Source organism: Streptomyces sp. NPDC001093 (genome assembly GCF_040298985.1).
GTDB lineage: Bacteria > Actinomycetota > Actinomycetes > Streptomycetales > Streptomycetaceae > Streptomyces.
This window is the reverse complement of sequence record NZ_JBEPBF010000046.1, coordinates 28,606-47,595: the sequence shown is the minus strand read 5'-3', so window position 1 is coordinate 47,595 and position 18,990 is coordinate 28,606. Positions and strand designations below refer to the sequence as shown.

Below are 18,990 nucleotides of genomic sequence, written 5' to 3'. Positions count from 1 at the left end.
ATACGGTTCCGGGTCCGCACCGGGGGCCATGGCGGGACATGCCCGTCGAGTACGGGCCGTGGGGCCGGATCCACGACCTGTTTCGCCGGTGTCAGCGAGACGGCACCTGGCACCAGGTTCTCACCCGGCTCCAGGCCCTGTCCGATACGAAGGGCGCGATCGCGTGGGACCTGAGCGTCGACTCCACCGTGTGCCGTGCCGATCAGCATGCGGCCGGGGCCCGCAAGCAGGGTGAGCTGCAGAAGGAACCACCGGGCGGTGTCTTCGACGAGCCCGGTGATCACGGGCTGGGGCGTTCGCGCGGCAGGTTCAAGGCCAAGCTGCACTTGGCTGTCGAGCAGGCCACCAGGTACGACAAACTCGCGGTCCGCTACGAGGTTAACGTCCTCGTTGCCGCCATCAACGAGTGGTTGTGACGTATTGGTTCGACGACAACTCGAACACCCGAACTCGCCGACCGCCGGTGGGATTGACGGTCTCACGGACCGGACGCATCCCCAGCTTGGTCATGATCCGTTCGGAGGCGTCGTTGCCCACTTGAGCGATGCTGACGATCCGTTCCAGCCCTCGCTCTTCGAACCCGAACCGTACAGCGGCCGCAGCGGCCTCGGTGGCCAAGCCCTGCCCCCAGTGGGAACGTCCCAGCCGCCAGCCGACCTCAACCGCCGGCAGTACCTCCGGCAAGAAGTCGGGCACCGAAAGGCCGGTGAACCCGGCCAGCTCGCCAGTGGACCGGATCTCCACGGCGAACAGGCCGAAGCCCTGTGTCTCCCACTCGCTCTCCCATGCCTGAATCCCGTCGTGAGTCTGCTGTTCGTCACGGACGCTGCCGTCACGTATCCACCGCATGACCTCGGGGTCGGCATTGATGGCAGCCATGGGCGCAACGTCTTCCTCGCGCCAGCGACGCAGGATCAAACGGGGAGTCTCAAGCGTGACCATCCAATCATTCTGGATCACAAATGGGCTCTCCGCCAGCCTCACCAGGCACTTTCGATACACGCCTCAGACGGACCGCCCGCCCCGTGTTCCCTTGCGGCGCTGGGCGGCCTTGCTGTCGCGTTGCTCCGGAATCTCGTGGCGGATCCCGCGCCGTCGCAGGTAGGCACGGACGATGCCGTCGCTGTGGACACGGTCCGCGCTGACACTCTCCGGGGTGCGTGGTGGCCGACCCACCCTGTGCGGGCACGCACCCGGATTCGGTCCATCACCACTTCGAACTGGATGCGCCAGGCCCGCTCTCCCGGTGTGTCGACGAGCGCCAGTGGGCGGCACATGCCGTCCGTCGCAAGTGGAGTTTCGTGGTCAGCCCGCCGAGGGACCGGCCGAGCGCCTCGCCTGCCGGATCGCCTCCTGGAGCAGCCGGCCTCGTCGGCGACGGTCCGGACATCCGGCAACAGCTTAGGGACGGCGTTCAGTCCCGCACGGCCGCATTTCTCGGTGCTCGACGGACCGTTGGGGTCCTGTTCGACATCCGTCAGCAGATCGAACGCCGCGCTTCCGCTGGAGTCACGGATCGACGCCATTGCGTACTCGACGCAGCTCGTCTCAAATGACGGTTCTTCTCCGAGTTCCACTGGGTTCCGTCCATCGGTGGCCATGTTCTCCTGCATGAACCGGTGGTTGGCGCCGGCCGCCGGGTACAGGTTGGTGTCGACCGTCCATGCGGGCTGAAGCCGGGCAGGACACAGCCGGGATGGTTTCCTTGCCCGTGCCAGTCCACTGGGTCTGGACGTGGCCGAACAGAGTGTGTGTGTCCCATGTCGGTCGGCGCGGGTATGAACGACGCGTCCATGTGCCACGAGTGATCAGGAGCTGGTGGCCGAACTCGGCGAAGTTGCTGCCTCTGTCCTTCTTACTCGGGTACGTCCTCGAGCGCTGCTCGAACTCGAACTCGGCGTGGTCAACCGCGACTTGTCCGGCTCGCTGAGAGGTCGGGCCCGAACTCCGTCATATCCCGGCACCGGTTGGTGCAGGACCTCCTCGCCGACCTCGGTGATTCGTCGCATGTCTGTTTCTCCCCGTGGTGGTGAGGATGCTGTGGAGGACGGGAAACAGGCTTCCGGGCTGCCGGAACCCTCCCTACCCTCCCGGAAGCATGACAACAGAACACGCGCAGCAGCCCCGGCCGGCCGTCGGGCATTCCCGCAGACGTTTCCTCACGGCCGCCGGCGGCGCGGTCGGCGCGACCGCGTTACGGCCCGGAGCGCGGGCAGCCGCGGCCACGCCCTCCCGCCGGCGCGTCGCCGTCCTCGGCGGCGGAGTCTCCGGGCTCAGCGCCGCCCACGAACTCGCTGAACGCGGCTACGCCGTCACCGTCTACGAGTACTACGACACCCTCGGCGGCAAGGCCCGCTCGATGGACGTGCCCGGCACGGCCGCCGACGGCCGCAAGCCCCTGCCCGGTGAGCACGGGTTCCGCTTCTTCCCCGGCTTCTACCGGAACCTGCCGGACACGATGCGCCGCATCCCCTTCCCCGGCAACGCCGACGGCGTCCACGGCAACCTCCGCACCGCCACCGAGGAGTTGTTCGCCCGCGGCTCCGGCCGCCCCGACCTGCACTTCCCGCTGCGCAGGATCACGACCCCGCCGGCGCCCGGCGACATCACCGCGTCCTGGATCCGCGACCAGATCCTGTCCGCCCTGGACGTGGGCACCCGCCTGCCCGCCCACGAGGTCGCGTACTTCGCCGACCGTCTCCTTGTCCACCTCACCAGTTGCGACGCACGGCGCGAGGGCCAGTGGGAGAAGGTCGCCTGGTGGGACTTCATCCGCGCGGGGGAGATGAGCAGGGAGTACCAGACGCTCCTCGGCATCGGGCAGACCCGCAACCTCGTCGCCACCCGCGCCGAGGTGGCGTCGACCAGGACCGTGGGGCGCGTCATCATCGAGGCCCTGATCCTGTGGGGCCTGCTCGGCCGCGGGTTGGACGGCGACGCCGACATCGACCGCGTCCTGAACGCTCCCACCAGCGAGGCCTGGATCGACCCCTGGGAGACGCACCTGCGCTCGCTCGGCGTCGACTTCGTGACCGGCACGCAGGTATTGGAGGTCGGGTACAAGGGCGGGCGGGTGACCGGCGTCCGCGTCGCTGCCCGCGACGGCGGCCACGAGCGGACGGTCACCGCCGACCACTATGTCTCCGCCATGCCCGTCGAGCACGCCCGCGCCACCTGGGGCACGGCTCTGCGCGCCGCCGACCCGCAGCTCGGCCGGTGCGAGGCGCTGAAGACGGACTGGATGACCGGCGTGATGTTCTACCTGCGCACGCCCACACCCGTCGTGCACGGCCACATCAACTGCCTCGACTCACCCTGGTCGGTGACGGCCATCGGCCAGGCGCAGTTCTGGGACGTACGGGACTTCTCCCGCGACTACGGCGACGGGCGGGCTCACGACTGCCTCTCAGCAATCATCTCGGAGTGGGACAAGCCCGGCATCCTGTACGGCAAGACGGCCAAGGAGTGCACGAGGGACGAGATCGTCGCCGAGCTGTGGGCGCAGCTGAAGGACGGGCTGAACGACACGGGCAAGACCACGCTCAGGGACGAGGACCGCCTCGGCTGGTTCATGGACCCGGCGGTGACAGGCCTGGGCGGCCCTGACCCGCACAACCGCGAACAGCTCCTCATCCACCCGACGGGCACGCTCTACCATCGTCCCTCGGCGCGGACGGCGATCCCGAACTTCTTCCTCGCGGGCGACTACGTCCGCACCGACGTCGACCTGGCGACCATGGAAGGTGCCAACGAGTCAGCGCGGCGAGCCGTCAACGCCCTGCTCGACGCCGACCGCTCGGACGCCGAGCGATGCCGTGTGTGGGAGCTGTACCGGCCGCCGGAGATGGAGCCCCTGAAGCGGATCGACGAGGTGCGCTACAGACTGGGACTGCCCAACACCTTCGACCTGGGGTGAGCGGTTCTCTCCCCCGCGCCCTCTCCCTGTGCGTCAGCTTCGCGGTGTGCACCAGGCACCAGACGCAGGAGAAGGTCGAGGGCGTACCGGGCGGCTGTGCGGCGGTGGAGGGCGAAGGCTGCGGCGAGGGCAGGGCCACGGTGATCGCGCCGAGCGCGGCTGTCACGCGTATCTTCCCGGCGACGACACCGGCGAGGCCGACCTTGGTGAACGGTGCGGCGGGCGTGCGGCGCGCGGCGCCCGCCCGCAAGCCCTCCTGGCAGACGGTGTGGCGACCTGGGATCTCCCCTGCGATCCCCCGGTCGTCGGCCACGCACGAGCACTCACCGTCCCCGGCTCATCCGGCACCGGTCACTCGTCTGCGAGATCGCGGACGGCACAGGCGCGCCCCCGCGCGTAGGGGTCGCCTCCGAAAGCGGCGAACGTGGCCGCAGCCTCTTCATGGTCGCGCCGCCGGTCGACCGCCGGGGGCACCCGCTGCTCCGAGAGCGGCAAGACCATCTGGGCGGAGCAGCCGGCTCCCGCCGGCGTCCCGTAGCACGGCCGTGGCTGTCCGGATCGGTGTCCAGGGACCTGGCGATGTCCTCCCGGGCGACGAGGTACCCGAGCGCCGCGACGTGGACCACCACGTGCAGAACAAGGCTTTTGGTCAGCACCGAACCAGCACTCGCCTTGTCGGGCGACTACGGTCCGGACCAATACCGGGCCCCCGGACGACGACCGTCCGTGCGGTCGCCGGTCAGGGCAGCGTCCAGAACCGGACCGTGACGAGGTAGAAGACGACTGCCCAGAAGGCTATCGCCACCACGACGACACCGAGGCCACGGACGTTGGCCCTTGCCGGTTCGTCCGGCGACGGCCGCAGCCAGCGCCCGAGCAGCGGGTTCACGTAGTAGGGCATGGTGAGGAAGCTCATGAGGAAACTCGAGAGCAGGTTTCCCACGAGCAGGCCGATCCAGAGCGGCATGTGCAGCGGGGACAGAGCCAGCGTCAGGAGCACGACAGTCGGGTAGAGGCCGACCCAGACGGCGAGGGAGGTCCTGGTCTCGGAGGGCGGCGGCGGTGCCTCCTTGCCGTTGCCCTCGAAGGCGAACCAACTGCCGAACGAATTGTCGATCGTGTGCAGTTTGAAGTCGCTGAACTTCTCGCCCTCGGCCAGGATCTTCTGCCGTTCGGGCGATGTCAGCCAGGCGTCGAGGTGTTCGGCGCTGTCGTAGCGGTACAGCGTGGTCCATTCCTCCTGGAGCCCCTCGATGGGACGGAAGAGCTCCGTCCCGCGAAACCCCTCGAACTTGCTCTCCTCCTGGACCATGCGGTGCTGCCAGGCGAGGAAGTCGTCGACCTGGTTCGGGTGGACGCGGTGGGTGACCACCACGGTGACCAGCGGATCCAGTGCCTGCGTGCCGCTGCTGACCACCTGCTGGGTCGCAGGGCCGTCGAAGTACTTGGCGCCGACGTCGAGATACGTCTGCCTGGTCGCGCTGTTGATCCACGCCTGCAGATGCGCCACCGAGTCGAACCTGTACACGACGACCCAGTCGGGTTGCAGCGATGTCGGCGGTGAGATCTCGGCGCCGAGGAAGCCGGGGTAGTAGGCGGCCGCGGAGTTGAGGTCCTTCTGCCACGCCTCGAACTCGCGCTCCACACCGGGCAGGACCTTCTGCCCGATGATCGCCGTCGCCGCGGCAGCTATGTTCTTTCCGGTGTTCATGGTGGCTCAACCTGTCGACACCGACTGCTCTGCGGGGAGTCGGCCGTAGATGCGTTCCGGAGTCAGCGGCAGCGCACGGTAGCGGACGCCCGTCGCGTCATGCACCGCGTTCGCGAGCGCGGGGGCCACCGGGTTGATACAGCACTCGGCCATCCCCTTGGCCCGCATGGGCCCCACCGAATCCGCCGAGCCCACCAGGAGCACCTCGGTACGGGGGACGTCGGCGTAGGTGGGGATGCGGTAGTTTCGGAGGTTCGGGTTGACCATGACGCCGCTGTCGTCCACGTGGTGGTTCTCGGTCAACGCGAAGCCGATCCCCTGGGCGACACCGCCCTCCACCTGTCCCCGGACCTGTGCCGGGTTGATGATCACCCCGGCGTCCGCCGCGTGCACGCTGTACAGGATCCGTATCTCACCCGTCACGCGGTGCACGGCGACCCGGAACCCCTGCGTGTTGGAGGTGACGCTCCGGGGCGAGCCGTATGCCTTGCGTGCGGCGGTGAAACGGATTCCACGCGCCCGGGCCAACGCGACGAGTTCGGCCAGGGACACGCGCCGGTCCCCGCAGACGACACCGTCGTCGTCCATCGTGCACATCACGACATGGACGCCCGTGTGCGCCGCGGCGAATTCCAGGATGCGGTCGCGCACGGCATTGGCCGCCCGCAGGACCGCGTTGCCCGCCACGAAGAGGCCCGCGCTCGCGAAGGCACCGGTGTCGAATCCCGTGCGGTCGGTGTCGGACTGCACCAGACGGATCCGGGAGGGTGTCGTGCCCAGCTGGTTGGCTGCGATCTGGACATGGGCCGTGGAGGTTCCCTCCCCGAACTCGGGGGTTCCGACGGCCAGTTCGTAGATGAGATCGTCGCCCAGGGTGACCCAGGCTTCGGAGAGGTGTTCCGTCGGGGGCGCGGTCTCATGCAGGGAACTCGCCGCTCCGGCTCCGACGAGCCACTCGGGACCGGGAGGGGGCAGGTCGGCCGTACGGGCCAGGGCATCGTCCACGAGGTCGATGCACTTGGCGAGTCCGTCCTCGGTGAAGATGACGTCGTCGGGGCCGTCGTGCAGGGCGAGCAGGGGCTCACCCGGCCGCACGATGTTGCGTCGGCGCAGTTCCAGCGGGTCGATCTGAAGGGCGCGGGCCAGTTCGTCCATGGCCGACTCCACGGCGAACGCCGGCTGCGTCATCCCGTAACCTCGCAGCGCCCCGCTCGGCACGGTGTTCGTGTAGACGGAGTACGCGTCATATTTCTTGTTGCGGCAGCGGTAGATCATGACGGCGGCCCCGCCCGCGTACAGCGTTTCGCCGCCATGGTTGCCGTAGGCGCCGGTGTTCGACACGTTGCGTATCTGGAAGGCGGTGAGCGTTCCGTCGGCCTTCGCGCCGAGCTTGACCGTCAGGGTCATCGGATGCCGCGGGGAAGCTGTGGTGAACTCCTCCTCGCGGGTGTACTCGAGGCAGGTGGGCCGCCCGGTGTCCAAGGTGGCAAGCGCGACCAGGTCCTCGGCGATCACCTCCTGTTTGCCGCCGAATCCGCCGCCGACGCGCTTGCAGAACACCCTCAGCTGGTCCGGGCGCAACGCGAACAGGTACGCCAGTTTGACCTTCGCGATCGACGGTGACTGCGAACTGGTGCGGACGTTCAGCCGGCCGTCCTCCATCCAGGCGATGGAACCATGGGTCTCCAGATGCGCGTGCTGCACCCGAGGCGAGAAGTATGTGCCTTCGTGGATCACGTCGGCCGCGGCGAATCCCGCGTCGACGTCGCCGATGTGCGAGTGGAGTTCGAGCAGGAGGTTGTGGACGGGGTCCCGGACGAACGGATCGTGGGAGCCGTGCAGTTGGGGTGCCCCGTCCGCCATCGCCGCCTCCGGGTCGAACACCGCCGGCAGCACCTCGTACTCGACCGCGAGACGCCGGCAGCCCTCCTCGGCCGCCCCGACCGTGTCGGCCAGGACCGCGGCGACGCGCTGGCCGGCGAAGCGGACCGTGTCGTCGAGGATGTAGGTGTCGTCCGGGTCGACCAGGTGGTCGGTGTGGATCGCCGTGGTGAAGCGCCTGCGGGGTACGTCTTCCCAGGTGTAGACCCGGTGCACGCCGGGCACCGCGAGGGCGGCGCTCCTGTCGACCGAGAGGATCCGGGCGTGCGCGTGGGGTGAGTGCAGCACCTTGAGGTGCAACATGCCGTCGATGCGCGTGTCCATGGTGAACTCGGCGCGACCCGTCACCACGTCGTGGCCCGCGGGAGCGCCGACGCTCGTCCCGACGGCCTTGCCCGGTGCCGCCGTCTCCACCGCACTGACGCCCTTCACGGCGTCCTCGATCGCCCGGTATCCGGTGCAGCGGCAGAGGTTGCCCTTCAACGCCCGTGGCAGATCCGCCTTCTGGTCCTCGGTGAAGGTCGCCGACGTCATGATCATCCCTGCGGTGCAGAAACCGCACTGGAACCCCGGGGCGTCCTCGAACTGCCGCTGCATGGGATGGAGGGCGCCGGGCCGTCCAAGGCCTTCGATCGTGGTGACCTCGCGGCCGTCCGCGCGGAACGCGGGGGTGATGCAGCTGTGCACCGGTACGCCGTCCAGCCAGACCGTGCAGGCGCCGCAGTCGCCCGCGTCGCACCCCTTCTTGACGCCGAAGTGGCCGAGTTCGCGCAGGAAGGTGCGCAGGCACTGGCCGGGCGCTGGTTCCCGGTCGAATGCCTTGCCGTTCACGAGGTAGCTCATGCCAGGTCCCCAGCCGTGAGTTCGCGGCAGATCTCTTCGGCGAAGTGCCGTGTCAGATGCCGGCGGTGGTCAGGGGTCCCGTTGGGATCGGCGAACCAGACGTCGGCCGGCACGGCGTCGATGCTCTGCCGCAGGGTTCGAACATCGGGCAGGGAGTCGAAGGCGATGCGGACCGGCCGCGTGGTGCCGGCGGTGACCGTGAGTACCAGGTCACTCGCTCCCAGCCGTTGCGTGCCGACGAGGAACACCGTCGAACGGCCGAGCCGGGTCAGCGTGAAGCGACGGTGCGCGGTGCGTTTGCGCAGCGCGCGCTCCGGAATGGTGATGCGCCGAAGGATCTCCCCGGGGGCGAGAACGTTCTGGTGGTCGCCCGTGACGAAGTCGAGGGCGTCGACGAAGCGCACGGAGCCGTCGGGCGCCCAGAGTTCGTACTGCGCCTCCAGTGCGACCGACAACGTGATCATCGGTCCGGCGGGCAAGGACATGCAGATGTTTCCGCCGACGGTCGCCGCGTTCCAGACCTTGAACGAGGACAGGAATGCCTCACAGCTTTTCCGGAAGAGGATTCCGGCGGTCCAGGCCTGCGGCCATGGGAAGGCGTACAGGTCGCGAATGGTGCATGTGGCGCTGATCTCCAGGCCCTCGTCGGTCGGAACAAGAGGTTCCCAGCGCAACGCCGTCAGGTCGATCAGCCGTCGCAGGTCCGGCTGCTCCGTGGAATAGAGCCATGTTCCGCCTGCGAGCCAGGCGTCGCCCTCGTGCCAGTCCCTGCCTGGCCGCTCGGACGGTCGCCGGATGACTTCGGTGATGGTGTTCAGGTCCATGAAAACCGACCTACGGGAGAACGGACCCCGGGAAGGCAACTGTCCCCTGGCACTGTGGGATTTCCCGCTGACCGAGCAGGTGTCGGCCGCCATGCCGCGCCGTTCGGGGCGGCTGAGCCGCGAGGGACCGGCGAGCACACTCTCGCTACAGCTTATCGCAGCAGGCGGATGAGAGCCCGGCCAAGGAAAGCTGAAAGTAGCTGACCAACTCTGGACCGTAATGGCGCTCGTCGGGTGGCACGCCCACGCGAAGGGCCGGCATGCGGCCGGCACGACGGCCTGACATCTGGCCGCTCCCGGACTCGCCACAGCGAATCCGCTGCTACATGCGACGAGCGCCTCGGTCGCGTCACCACGGCGGGTGCCTCCAGCGGCGGCGAACCGCGGTCCTCGGCCGGGGAGAGCGGCACGCCATCGCGGAGGCGAGGCGGATCCCGCCGATCACTTACCGGCGGAAGGTGGTCCGCGGCTGGGATTTCTTCAACTGGTGGTGTAGATAGGTCAGTTGTTGCGACTCCTAGATCGCGACAGGCGGTGATCGCGGTAACTGCAGTTGCTCTTCCTGCGATCACCGACCCCCCTCATGCACAGCGAAAGGCACATGTATGGCGAACAACCGCAGGACGCGCTACGGCGGACGGATGGTGGCGCTCTCAGCGGCTGCCCTGGGCATGGTCGCGGCGATAGCCGTTCCGGCTTCGGCCGATGACCAGCCCACCCGGGCACAGCTCATAGCCGACTGCGACACGGGTGAAGGGAAGTGCACCTTCAACGAACCGCAGTTGGGCCAGGCGTACCTCGGAGAGTTCCACCGGGTCTCCGACTCGCTCTACAACTGCAGCACCTCGCCTGCCACCCAGTCGATGACCTGGTCCGACACGGTCGGTTCCACGGACTCGGCGGGCGTATCCGTGACGGCGGGCGGCAAGATAGCCGGAATCATCGACCTCAGCGTGACGGCGACTTACAGCCACACCTGGTCGAGCACGCACTCGGAGACCAGCTCCGTCAACATGACCGTGAAACCCGGTGAAGTCGGCTGGATCTCCCGTGCGCAGGTGATGCAGACCGTCTCCGGCACATGGCAGACCCATTACGACAACCGGAAGTGGGGTCACTATTTCTGGTTCGTCCCCGACGTCATCACCGGGCCTGCCCCGAACGGGACGGACGGCCAGAGCAACGCGGTGGTCGTGAAGTCCAGGAAGATGACCGCTGAGGAGAAGCAGTCCTGCTCCAGCCACTCCGGTAAGGCCAAGACGTTCGTCGTCCACGGCTGATCCCCCGATCGTGCTCCTGGCTGCCTCGCGGTCCGTATACCCGCGAGGCAGCCGGGGGCGGCTCAGCAGGGCGGCCGGCGAGCAGCCCCGATCCCGTGCGGCGGTTCGTGGACGGGAGGGAGCCTCGTGCCGGATGCGTGGCGCACGGTGGCCGCCTCGCTCGAACCCGGCGTGCTGTCGGTTCGTGCTGGACACGGCCCTGAGATCACGGCCACCGGTCACGTCCGCCGCCGGAGATCATTACGTGACATCCGATCTACGCCCGCCCAGGTTGGCCGGGGAGGCGTGCAGCCCTGTGAGACTGCGTGCCGTCACGTCCTGGACGGCGGGGCGGCACGGCCGCATCCGGCCCCGCCACATCCCGGAGGTCATGGCACTGCGCACGCTTATGCGGCATGCACCTGGCGGCCTCGCCACAGCGCAGCAGACCGGGCGCCTGAGCGACTGCCTCGAACAGCATCCCCTCACCGCGACCGCCTCGCCCGGGGAGATCGTCGTCGTGGACCCCGGCGCCCATGCTCCACCTCATCAACGTCGCAGTCGCCGACACCCCAAGGCACATGACCTTCTACCCGGAATTCCCGGAACGCTCGACCCACCTCGGGGGCACCACGCCATCCGCCTCCCTTACACGGTGTTCACCAGCTGATTCCGGCCGCCACCGCCAGGTGGTCGCTGCCGGTGGCCGGCAGCACCCACGAGCTCTCCGGCTTCACGCCTCTGACCAGGATCTGGTCGATCCGCACCATCGGGAACTTTGCCGGCCAGGTGAAGCCGAAGCCGTTCCCGGCCTCGTCCTGGGCCGAGCGCAGATGCGAGGTGATGGCGGCGAACGCGCGGTCGTCCGTGGTGCCGTTCAGGTCGCCAAGCAGCACCACCCGCGGACTCGGATCGGCGCCGATGGCCGTGCCGAGCGCCTGCGCGCCTCTGTCCCGCTGGTCCGTCCAGAAGCCTCCCCTGGGCATCACCCGTACGGACCCCAAGTGGGCCACATAGACCGCCAGCGGCCCGTGGTCCGTGGCGACCGTGGTGCGCAGCGCCCGGTTCGAGGCCATCTTGATGTCGGCCGGCTTGGTGTCCGCCAGCGGCCCGTAGTCCATCTTGATGTCGACCGGCCGGGTGTCCGACAGCGGCAGCCTGCTCCACAGCCCAACCGTGCCCTGCACCGTGTGGTACGGATATGGCTTCGCCAGCTCCTTCTCGTACGTGCCCGTGGCCTGCAGGGTCAGCTCCACCAGGGCCAGTACGTCCGCGCCGGAGGCGGCCAGGTCGCGGGCGGTGCCGACCGGGTCGGGATTGTCGGCATTGACGTTTTGTTCGGCCACGGTGAGGTCGCTGCCCGGGTGGGACTTGTCGCCGAGCAGCCCGCCGAAGAGGTTCAGCCACACGATGACCGGCAGCAGCAGCGCGACCACCGCGGAGGCGGAGCGGCGCCACAGCGACCCGGCCAGCAGCACCGGGATGAACAGGCCGGACCACGGCAGGAAGGTCTCTGCCAGGCTGCCGAGGTTCCCGATCCCCCGGTTCGGGATCTTCGCGTGCAGCAGCATGAGCAGCCCGAGCAGCAGCGCCAGCACCGCGAGCACCGGACCGCGTTTCCAGGGCCCCGGCCGGGAGGCGGCGCGTATCGCCCGGCGGATGGCCGTGCGCCAGGTCCCAGCGCCCGTATTCCAGCAGCCGGCGTCGGCTTGTCCGGTCTCCGCCATGTCCGCCTGCGGCATCGTCCGTCCGCGCTCACCGTCGGTGGTGTCGGTACGAAAAGTGCTGGTCACTGACTGCATCCTCGGGTCCTGGGTGGGGTGGCACACATGCGCGGGTGTCATCGAAGAGCGTCATGCCGTCGGGATGGAGGCAGTCTGTCGCACTGAGCGCACCACGGTGCTCATTGCGAGACGTATGCGGACAGCCGAGGGGTCCGGCGATCGCTGCGACGTCGGCTCTCAGGCAGACAACCGGACGCCGGTGATTCCGGCGGCTCGTTGTCCGCGCTGACGGCGGGGAGAGGTTCATGCCGCCAGTCAACGCAGCGTTGTGTTGCCGGCACGTATGGGATTTTCGATATGTCGGCGATATGCGTCGGCTCGTAGCATCAAGAGCATGCGCGTGTTGATCGTCGAGGACGAACCCTTTCTGGCGGAAGCCATCCGCGACGGCCTACGCCTGGAAGCGATCGCGGCCGACATCGCAGGTGACGGCAGCACCGCTCTGGAACTGCTGAGCATCAACACCTACGACATCGCCATCCTCGACCGCGACATCCCCGGACCGTCCGGCGACGAGATCGCCAAACGCATCGTCGCCTCCGGCAGCGGCATGCCGATCCTCATGCTCACCGCAGCCGACCGTCTCGACGACAAGGCCTCCGGGTTCGAACTCGGCGCCGACGACTACCTCACAAAACCCTTCGAACTCCAGGAACTCGCGCTCAGGCTCAGAGCACTCGACCGCAGGCGCGCCCACAACAGACCACCCGTGCGAGAGATCGCAGGCCTGCGCCTGGACCCGTTCCGCAGAGAGGTCTACCGCGACGACCGTTACGTCGCGCTCACCCGGAAACAGTTCGCCGTGCTCGAAGTCCTCGTCGCCGCCGAAGGAGGAGTCGTCAGCGCCGAAGAACTCCTGGAACGCGCCTGGGATGAGAACGCCGACCCCTTCACCAACGCCGTGCGCATCACCGTCTCGGCACTGCGCAAGCGTCTCGGCGAACCGTGGATCATCGCCACCGTGCCCGGCGTCGGCTACCGCATCGACACACAGCCAGAGGCCGGACACGAGGGAGGAGACCGTGGATAGAACGCCGGGGCTGAGCGTTCGCCTCAAACTCACCCTCAGCTACGCCGGATTCCTCATGCTGGCGGGTGCCTTGCTGCTTGCTGCCGTGTGGGTGTTCCTCCTGCGTTACGTCCCTGAACGTGCGCTCATCGTCTCCTCTGGCACCCTCACTCATGGGGTTTTTCCCGTCCGGTCCAACCTCCTCCGCGTTTTCGCTCCGAGGGCAGCCGCAGTGTTGGCATTCCTGCTGATGTTCGGCCTCGTGGGAGGGTGGATCCTCGCCGGGCGCATGCTCGCCCCCCTGACCCGCATCACCGACGCCACCCGCCTGGCCTCGACCGGAGAGCTCTCCCACCGAATCCGGCTACCGGGCCGCACAGATGAGTTCCGCGAACTCGCCGACGCCTTCGACACGATGCTGGCACGGCTCGAAGCACACGTCGCCGAACAGCAGAGATTCGCAGCCAACGCCTCGCACGAGTTGCGCACCCCGCTGGCGATCTCGAAGGCACTTCTCGACGTGGCCCGCACCGATCCGAACCACGACACCGGCGAACTCATCGCCCGCCTCCACGCCGTCAACACCCGGGCGATCGACCTTACCGAGGCATTGCTCCTGCTCAGCCGTGCTGAGCAGCGGTCCTTCACCCGAGAACACGTCGACCTGTCTCTCGTAGCGGAAGAAGCCACCGAAACGCTCCTGCCCCTCGCAGAGAAGCGTGGCGTCACCATCGAGACCTGCGGCGACATCACCCCCACGATCGGATCGCACGCACTCCTCCTGCAGCTGACCATGAACCTCGTGCAGAACGCGATCGTCCACAATCTGCCTGAAAAAGGCATCGTGTGGGTGAATACCAGCGTCCGCCCGCACAGTGCGGTGCTCACTGTCGAGAACACCGGCGAGCAGGTCACCCCAGAGCTTGCTTCGACGCTCACCGAACCCTTCCAGCGCGGCACCGAGCGCATACACACCGACCACGCAGGCGTCGGCCTCGGCCTGACAATCGTCAAAACCATCACCCACGCACACGACGGAACCCTCACCCTCACCCCGCGCCCCGCTGGCGGGATCCGCATCACTGTGGAACTACCCACGACAGACCCGCGCTCCGACAGGTAACGAGAGCACCGAGCAGGACCGTGCATCGTTCGGTGCAACTCCCGATCAGGGAAGTTCCATTCGATGACCAGTGAGCATTCTCAGCGTCGGCACTGATCGGGTGCACCGTCGGCACGGAGTGAACGTGCGGCTGGTGACCGACCCGAGCGCGCCCACCTGGGTGCCGGCCCGTGGGTGACAACTCCGGTCAGGTGCCCGCCCGGCGGCGAACAGCGATGATTGCCTCGCATGAAAGGAGCCCTCTGTCCGCGGACTTGCCGCGGACAGAGGGCTCCTTCGTCAGGTGCGGTCAACCGGTCAGCCGATGGTCGCGATACCGTCGGTGGTGACCGTCGGGCGGCCCGAGGTGCCGACCACGACGATCTTCAGGGTGTGCTTGCCGGAGCTGGACCAGGTCTTGGTCCAGATCGCCTGTCGGTACAGCGTGGTGGAGGACTTCAGGTCCACCGTGGTGACCTTGGTGCCGTCAACGTAGACGTACGCCTGGCCGGAGGTGGAGGCCCGCGAGACGATCCAGGCCACCGAGCGGCCGGTGAAGGTCCAGCTCATCGAGGCACCGGTCGAGGAGGAGCTGTAGGAGTAGCCGCCCAGGTAGCTGGTGCTGCTCTTGTGGGTCCAGGTGCCGGTGCGGGTGGTGGAGGTCTCCTGGATGATCGACGGCGTCCGGTAGACGGAGGCGCCGACGCTGTTTCCTGCCACGTCGTACGCCTTCAGCGCGAACAGGTCCGAGCTTCCGGGCTTGGCGCTGGTCGCCCAGGAGGCCACCGTAGGGCCGAAGGTGGCCGAGGAGGGCGAGGTCGCAAGGACCTTGGCCAGTGCCGCGTTGTCGGATGCCTTCCAGGTCACCGTGACCGGAACCGCTGTCGAACTCACCGTGCCGGTGCGCACACTCACGCCGGGAGCGGTCGGGAAGGTGGGCGCGGTGGTGTCGCCGACCAGGGTGACCGAACCGGACAGCGTGGTCGAGCCGCTGACGTGGGTGGCGCGCACCTGGACCGTGTGGCTGCCTGCGGCCACCGAGATCGAGGCGGAGCGGTCGGAACCGGAAGCATGAGCCACGGCCTTGCCGTCGACCAGGACGTCGAAGCCGGAGATCACCGCGGACGGCGTGGAGGTCGTCCAGCTCACCGTGGCCGCGCCCTTGGTGTAATAGCTCGTCCCGGACTTGGTCGCCCCGCCGGACATTCCGGTGACGGTGACGGCACTGACCGGGCCGGCCGCGTAGGAGCGGATCGTGCTCAGGGCGTTGTAGAGCTGGTTGCCGGGGCAGTCGGTGGCGAAGCCGTTGCGGTGCCCGGAGATCACATTGAAGTTGTAGCTGTTGCCCAGTGTGAAGCCGGAGCTGTCGGAGGCACCCTCGGGCAGCGACGCGGTACCGGTGCCCGGGTTCATCCCGGTCATGCCGAACTTCCAAGCCGCGATCCGGGCGATCGAGCCCAGCATCGCCTGGCTCGGCGTGGCCCCGGGGAAGGTGCTGGCCGTGGAGTCACCGCCGCTGAGGTCGGTGTACGTGCCGATGGCGGCCACGCCCATGCTGTTGGTGTTGAACCCGTAGGTCTGCGCGCCGACGACGGGCAGCGCCATCCCGCCGAAGCGGCCCTCGAAGATGGTGCCGCACTTGTCGACGAGGAAGTTGTAGCCGAGGTCGCGCCAGCCCTGGTTGAGGTGCTCGGCGTAGATGCCCCGCACGATCGCCGGGGAGTCGGCGCAGGAGTAGTTGTTCGTTGTGTCCGTGTGGTGGACGAACATCACCTTCGCCGACGAGCCGTATGACGGATATCCGGCCTCCCGGGCACACTCGTCCGCGCCCCAGCCGGCCCGGGTGACCACGGTCGGCGGCGCCACCGTCGAGGTGGTCGTGGCCGGCATCGGGTCCGGCGCGGTCGGGGACGCCGACGCGGAGGGGCTGGCCGAGGAGGCCGGGCAGGACGGATACGCCTGGTCCATGGTCGGCAGCTGACTCGGCCAGGTCGTCGGCGAGGCGCTCGCCGAGCCGGAGGCGGAGGGCGAAGTGCCGGTGGACGGCGCGGCGGAGGTGGAGTCCGTGGCCGTGGGAGTGGCCGAGCCCGTCGCCGTGGCCGTGTCGGTCGGGGCGGCGCTGTCGCTGGCCGTCGCGGTGTCGGCCGCAGTGGACGTGTCCGTCGGCGTGGCCGCGTCGGTGGCCGTAGCGGTGTCGGTGGCCGTCGCGTCCATGGCGTAGCCCGCCGGGGCCATGCCGGAGCCGGTGGCGCCCCCGGTGCCCGTGGCGGCCTTGCCCGGGTCGACCAGGTCCACCCTCAGCCCGGTCGGCAGCCCAGTCGTCTTGCCCGCGCCGGTTGCGCGGACCTGGATGCCGTTCGACGGCCCCGTCCACATCGGCGACATCCCGCCCCGTACCCCGGGACGGTTCAGCTCGGCCGGGTCGGGGACGTCGTCCGGCTGCTGCATCTTCAGCCACGGCGTCCAGTGGCCGCCGGCGGCGGAGCGGGTGCGCACCTCCACCGTGCCGCGCAGCTTGGCGTGCGCGCCGTTCCAAGTGACGCCCACCATGCTGAACGGATCCGTGGACTGGGCCCCCAGCGTCTTGAGTGACGCGCTCGCCCCGCTCAGAGCCAGCGACCGGACATGCGTCTTGATCGGTCCCGGCACGCCCGAAGCACGGCCCCCCGACCCGGCCATCGCGACGGTCGCGACAGCGGCACTGCCCCCGGCGATCACCGCCCCGAGCGCCACCCACGTGCGCGTTTTCAGCCCGGCCCGACGACCGCGCCGAACCCTGTGTTCAGTTCTCATTCCCACCCTGAAGCCCCGTTGTCGCCGTCACTGTCCGAGCAGGGCACAGCTGTCACATGAGCGCCCTGAAACAACAGCGCACCAGAATGTTCAAACGTCACACATCTCGAACCGGGCACGACTCGTCCCGAGTCGCCCACAGGATCACCGACCCAAAAGGGTGATTTCGCGGCAGTTTCACGCCGCACTGCTGCAGGTCAGTGGTTTGGACGGGAGTATCAGGCGTAGATTCTTCACCAACCGAGTTTTTAGCCAAAGCTAAAGGTGGCATGCTGATGGAGTGGCAACGAGCGTTGTCTCTCCATGAGTTGGGGGTGAATCATGGGCATTTTTGCCCGTGACGAGAGCCGGACGACGTCAGCGGCCTCCCGGATAGCGCGGCAGGCGACGGCCTCCCTGGCCGGCCTGCTGGCAGGGCAGGGCAAGACCCGCTCCGATCTGGCTGCGGCCATGGGCGTCAGCCCCGGCCGTGTCAGCCAGATCATGTCCGGCGAGGCGAATCTGACAGTCCGCACCCTCGCCGCCGTAGCGGAGGCACTGGATGCCGACGTCCAGATCACATTCTGTCCCCGAGGACAGACGACGGACGCCAAAGCCGGCCGCAGCGCGGACTCGTCGCCCATCAGGAGCAGCGGGCTCCCCGCCCGTCACTGATCCGGGGCCGGCACGTGTTGCCGCACAGCCATCCCGCCAACGGCTGACCGCCTTCTTTCAGCGGGCAAGCCAGCGTTCGAACCAGCGACGCTGTGGCGGCAGAACCGGACTGTGGAACGCGTCGTTGGACATCGCCTTGGCACGCAGGGTCTGAAGCTCTCCGTTCTCGCTGCGACGGCCGTGAGCGTACGCGAAGCGCAGCAGGTGTCCGCACTGCGCGAGGGCGGTGCCGAACGCCTGGCGGCGGGCGATGAGTTCATCATCGGTCGGTTCACGCCCGGCCTGGCGGCACGCCTCGTCGATTCCTGTCTGCACGTCCAGCGCCATGTCGATCGCCGCCTCCACCTCCGTGTAGATCGCGTTGATCGTCTTGGTCTCGGCGGCGAGCGGATACCGCTCCAGCAGGTACAGCTTGAGATCGTGGACGAACACCCTGAGCTGGGCAGACGTTTCGATACCGCACAGAAAGCGGTCCGACCAGGTACAGGCGTCGAGGTGCACACGCTGCACCAGCCGCTCCCTGACCAGAGCGATACCCAGGGTCATGAACTTGATGTACGGCTGCGCCGTCTCGTCCTGTTTGCGTCGGGGCAGCGCGGTGGCCCCCGTCGCGGCGCCCGCGATCACTGGAGGAATCGACGCCGCGTGCGGCAGCAGCACCACGGCACCGGCCGCCACCGCACCCATCAGCGCCAGCACGAGCAGCATCAGAGAAGACGACGCCCAGCTGCCGAGCATCCGCCCCTTTCCGGAGAACTCGCGCGCCAGCCCCACCCACGCGATGGCCGCGCTCACGGCAGCAGGTAGCACGTAGTCAGCCAGCCAGGTGTGGTGAAGCCAACTCATCGACGGCGCCCCCAAGACGTTCCACGGACAGACCGGACCGCCTTCAGCGTGCGGATTCCAGGAAGCCTCCCTCTCGGCACATGGCACACCAGCGCTCAGCCCTCTCGCCGCCCACCTGTCCTCGAGTGCTGCCGCGAGTGGAGTCGATAATGACAGCCAACGTGACACCACGCCGTCACTTTCAGCGACAATGGGCCAGCGTGTCCGGCCCATCCAGAAATCCGCTTGTCACGTCAGTAGCTGTTTTCCTTCTCATCTTGAGCGGTGGCCGTCGAACGGGAGTCTCGATCGTGATCGCGACAGGCGCTCTGGCTTGTTCGATCCGGGGAGGTCCGGCGAAGGACTGGCCGGCGAGGGCGGTCATCCCC

13 protein-coding genes are annotated in these 18,990 nt (G+C 68.2%); 6 read left to right on the top strand and 7 right to left on the bottom strand.

The window, feature by feature from the left end:
* Positions 1–38 precede the first annotated feature (38 nt).
* The gene (locus tag ABT288_RS23145) at positions 39–416 is read left to right on the top strand and encodes a hypothetical protein (RefSeq protein ID WP_351610900.1); all 378 of its coding nucleotides are present in this window, start codon (positions 39–41) and stop codon (positions 414–416) included.
* Here the strand turns inward: ABT288_RS23145 and ABT288_RS23140 are convergent.
* Positions 400–942, bottom strand: a complete 543-nt coding sequence (locus ABT288_RS23140; RefSeq protein ID WP_351610848.1) for a GNAT family N-acetyltransferase — start codon at positions 940–942, stop codon at positions 400–402. The two genes, ABT288_RS23145 and ABT288_RS23140, sit on opposite strands and share 17 nt — an antisense overlap.
* Before the next feature lie 1,156 nt (positions 943–2,098).
* Between ABT288_RS23140 and ABT288_RS23130 the strand changes: the two genes are divergently transcribed.
* Positions 2,099–3,916 carry a hydroxysqualene dehydroxylase gene (locus ABT288_RS23130; RefSeq protein ID WP_351610845.1) on the top strand — a complete coding sequence of 606 codons (1,818 nt, stop codon included), beginning with the start codon at positions 2,099–2,101 and terminating at the stop codon, positions 3,914–3,916.
* A gap of 739 nt (positions 3,917–4,655) precedes the next feature.
* Here ABT288_RS23130 and ABT288_RS23125 read toward each other — a convergent pair.
* From ABT288_RS23125 to ABT288_RS23115, 3 genes are read right to left on the bottom strand one after another with little or no spacing between them, the layout of a single operon-like run.
* Complete coding sequence (locus tag ABT288_RS23125) at positions 4,656–5,627, bottom strand: antibiotic biosynthesis monooxygenase (RefSeq protein WP_351610842.1); 972 nt, start codon at positions 5,625–5,627, stop codon at positions 4,656–4,658.
* Between the two features lie 6 nt (positions 5,628–5,633).
* Complete coding sequence (locus ABT288_RS23120; RefSeq protein ID WP_351610840.1) at positions 5,634–8,351, bottom strand: molybdopterin-dependent oxidoreductase; 2,718 nt, start codon at positions 8,349–8,351, stop codon at positions 5,634–5,636.
* The gene (locus ABT288_RS23115) at positions 8,348–9,175 is read right to left on the bottom strand and encodes an FAD binding domain-containing protein (RefSeq protein WP_351610838.1); all 828 of its coding nucleotides are present in this window, start codon (positions 9,173–9,175) and stop codon (positions 8,348–8,350) included. The genes ABT288_RS23120 and ABT288_RS23115 overlap by 4 nt, the downstream gene beginning before the upstream one ends.
* A gap of 605 nt (positions 9,176–9,780) precedes the next feature.
* On the opposite strand from ABT288_RS23115, the gene ABT288_RS23110 reads away from it, so the two are divergent.
* Positions 9,781–10,455, top strand: coding sequence for a hypothetical protein (locus tag ABT288_RS23110; protein ID WP_351610835.1), 675 nt, complete (start codon positions 9,781–9,783; stop codon positions 10,453–10,455).
* Positions 10,456–11,093: 638 nt separating this feature from the next.
* Here ABT288_RS23110 and ABT288_RS23105 read toward each other — a convergent pair.
* Positions 11,094–12,176 (bottom strand): endonuclease/exonuclease/phosphatase family protein, encoded by a 1,083-nt coding sequence (locus ABT288_RS23105; RefSeq protein WP_351610895.1) that lies wholly within the window; start codon positions 12,174–12,176, stop codon positions 11,094–11,096.
* A gap of 376 nt (positions 12,177–12,552) precedes the next feature.
* Between ABT288_RS23105 and ABT288_RS23100 the strand changes: the two genes are divergently transcribed.
* Positions 12,553–13,248, top strand: a complete 696-nt coding sequence (locus tag ABT288_RS23100; protein ID WP_351610833.1) for a response regulator transcription factor — start codon at positions 12,553–12,555, stop codon at positions 13,246–13,248.
* On the top strand, positions 13,241–14,350 hold the full coding sequence (locus ABT288_RS23095) for a sensor histidine kinase (RefSeq protein ID WP_351610831.1): 1,110 nt from the start codon (positions 13,241–13,243) through the stop codon (positions 14,348–14,350). Before ABT288_RS23100 ends, ABT288_RS23095 begins: the two co-directional genes overlap by 8 nt.
* Positions 14,351–14,647: 297 nt before the next feature.
* Here ABT288_RS23095 and ABT288_RS23090 read toward each other — a convergent pair whose 3' ends face one another.
* On the bottom strand, positions 14,648–16,879 hold the full coding sequence (locus ABT288_RS23090; RefSeq protein ID WP_351610830.1) for an N-acetylmuramoyl-L-alanine amidase: 2,232 nt from the start codon (positions 16,877–16,879) through the stop codon (positions 14,648–14,650).
* 564 nt (positions 16,880–17,443) lie between these two features.
* Here ABT288_RS23090 and ABT288_RS23085 point away from each other — a divergent pair.
* On the top strand, positions 17,444–17,776 hold the full coding sequence (locus ABT288_RS23085) for a helix-turn-helix domain-containing protein (RefSeq protein ID WP_351610828.1): 333 nt from the start codon (positions 17,444–17,446) through the stop codon (positions 17,774–17,776).
* A gap of 57 nt (positions 17,777–17,833) precedes the next feature.
* Here ABT288_RS23085 and ABT288_RS23080 read toward each other — a convergent pair whose 3' ends face one another.
* The gene (locus ABT288_RS23080; RefSeq protein WP_351610825.1) at positions 17,834–18,571 is read right to left on the bottom strand and encodes a hypothetical protein; all 738 of its coding nucleotides are present in this window, start codon (positions 18,569–18,571) and stop codon (positions 17,834–17,836) included.
* Positions 18,572–18,990: the final 419 nt, after the last annotated feature.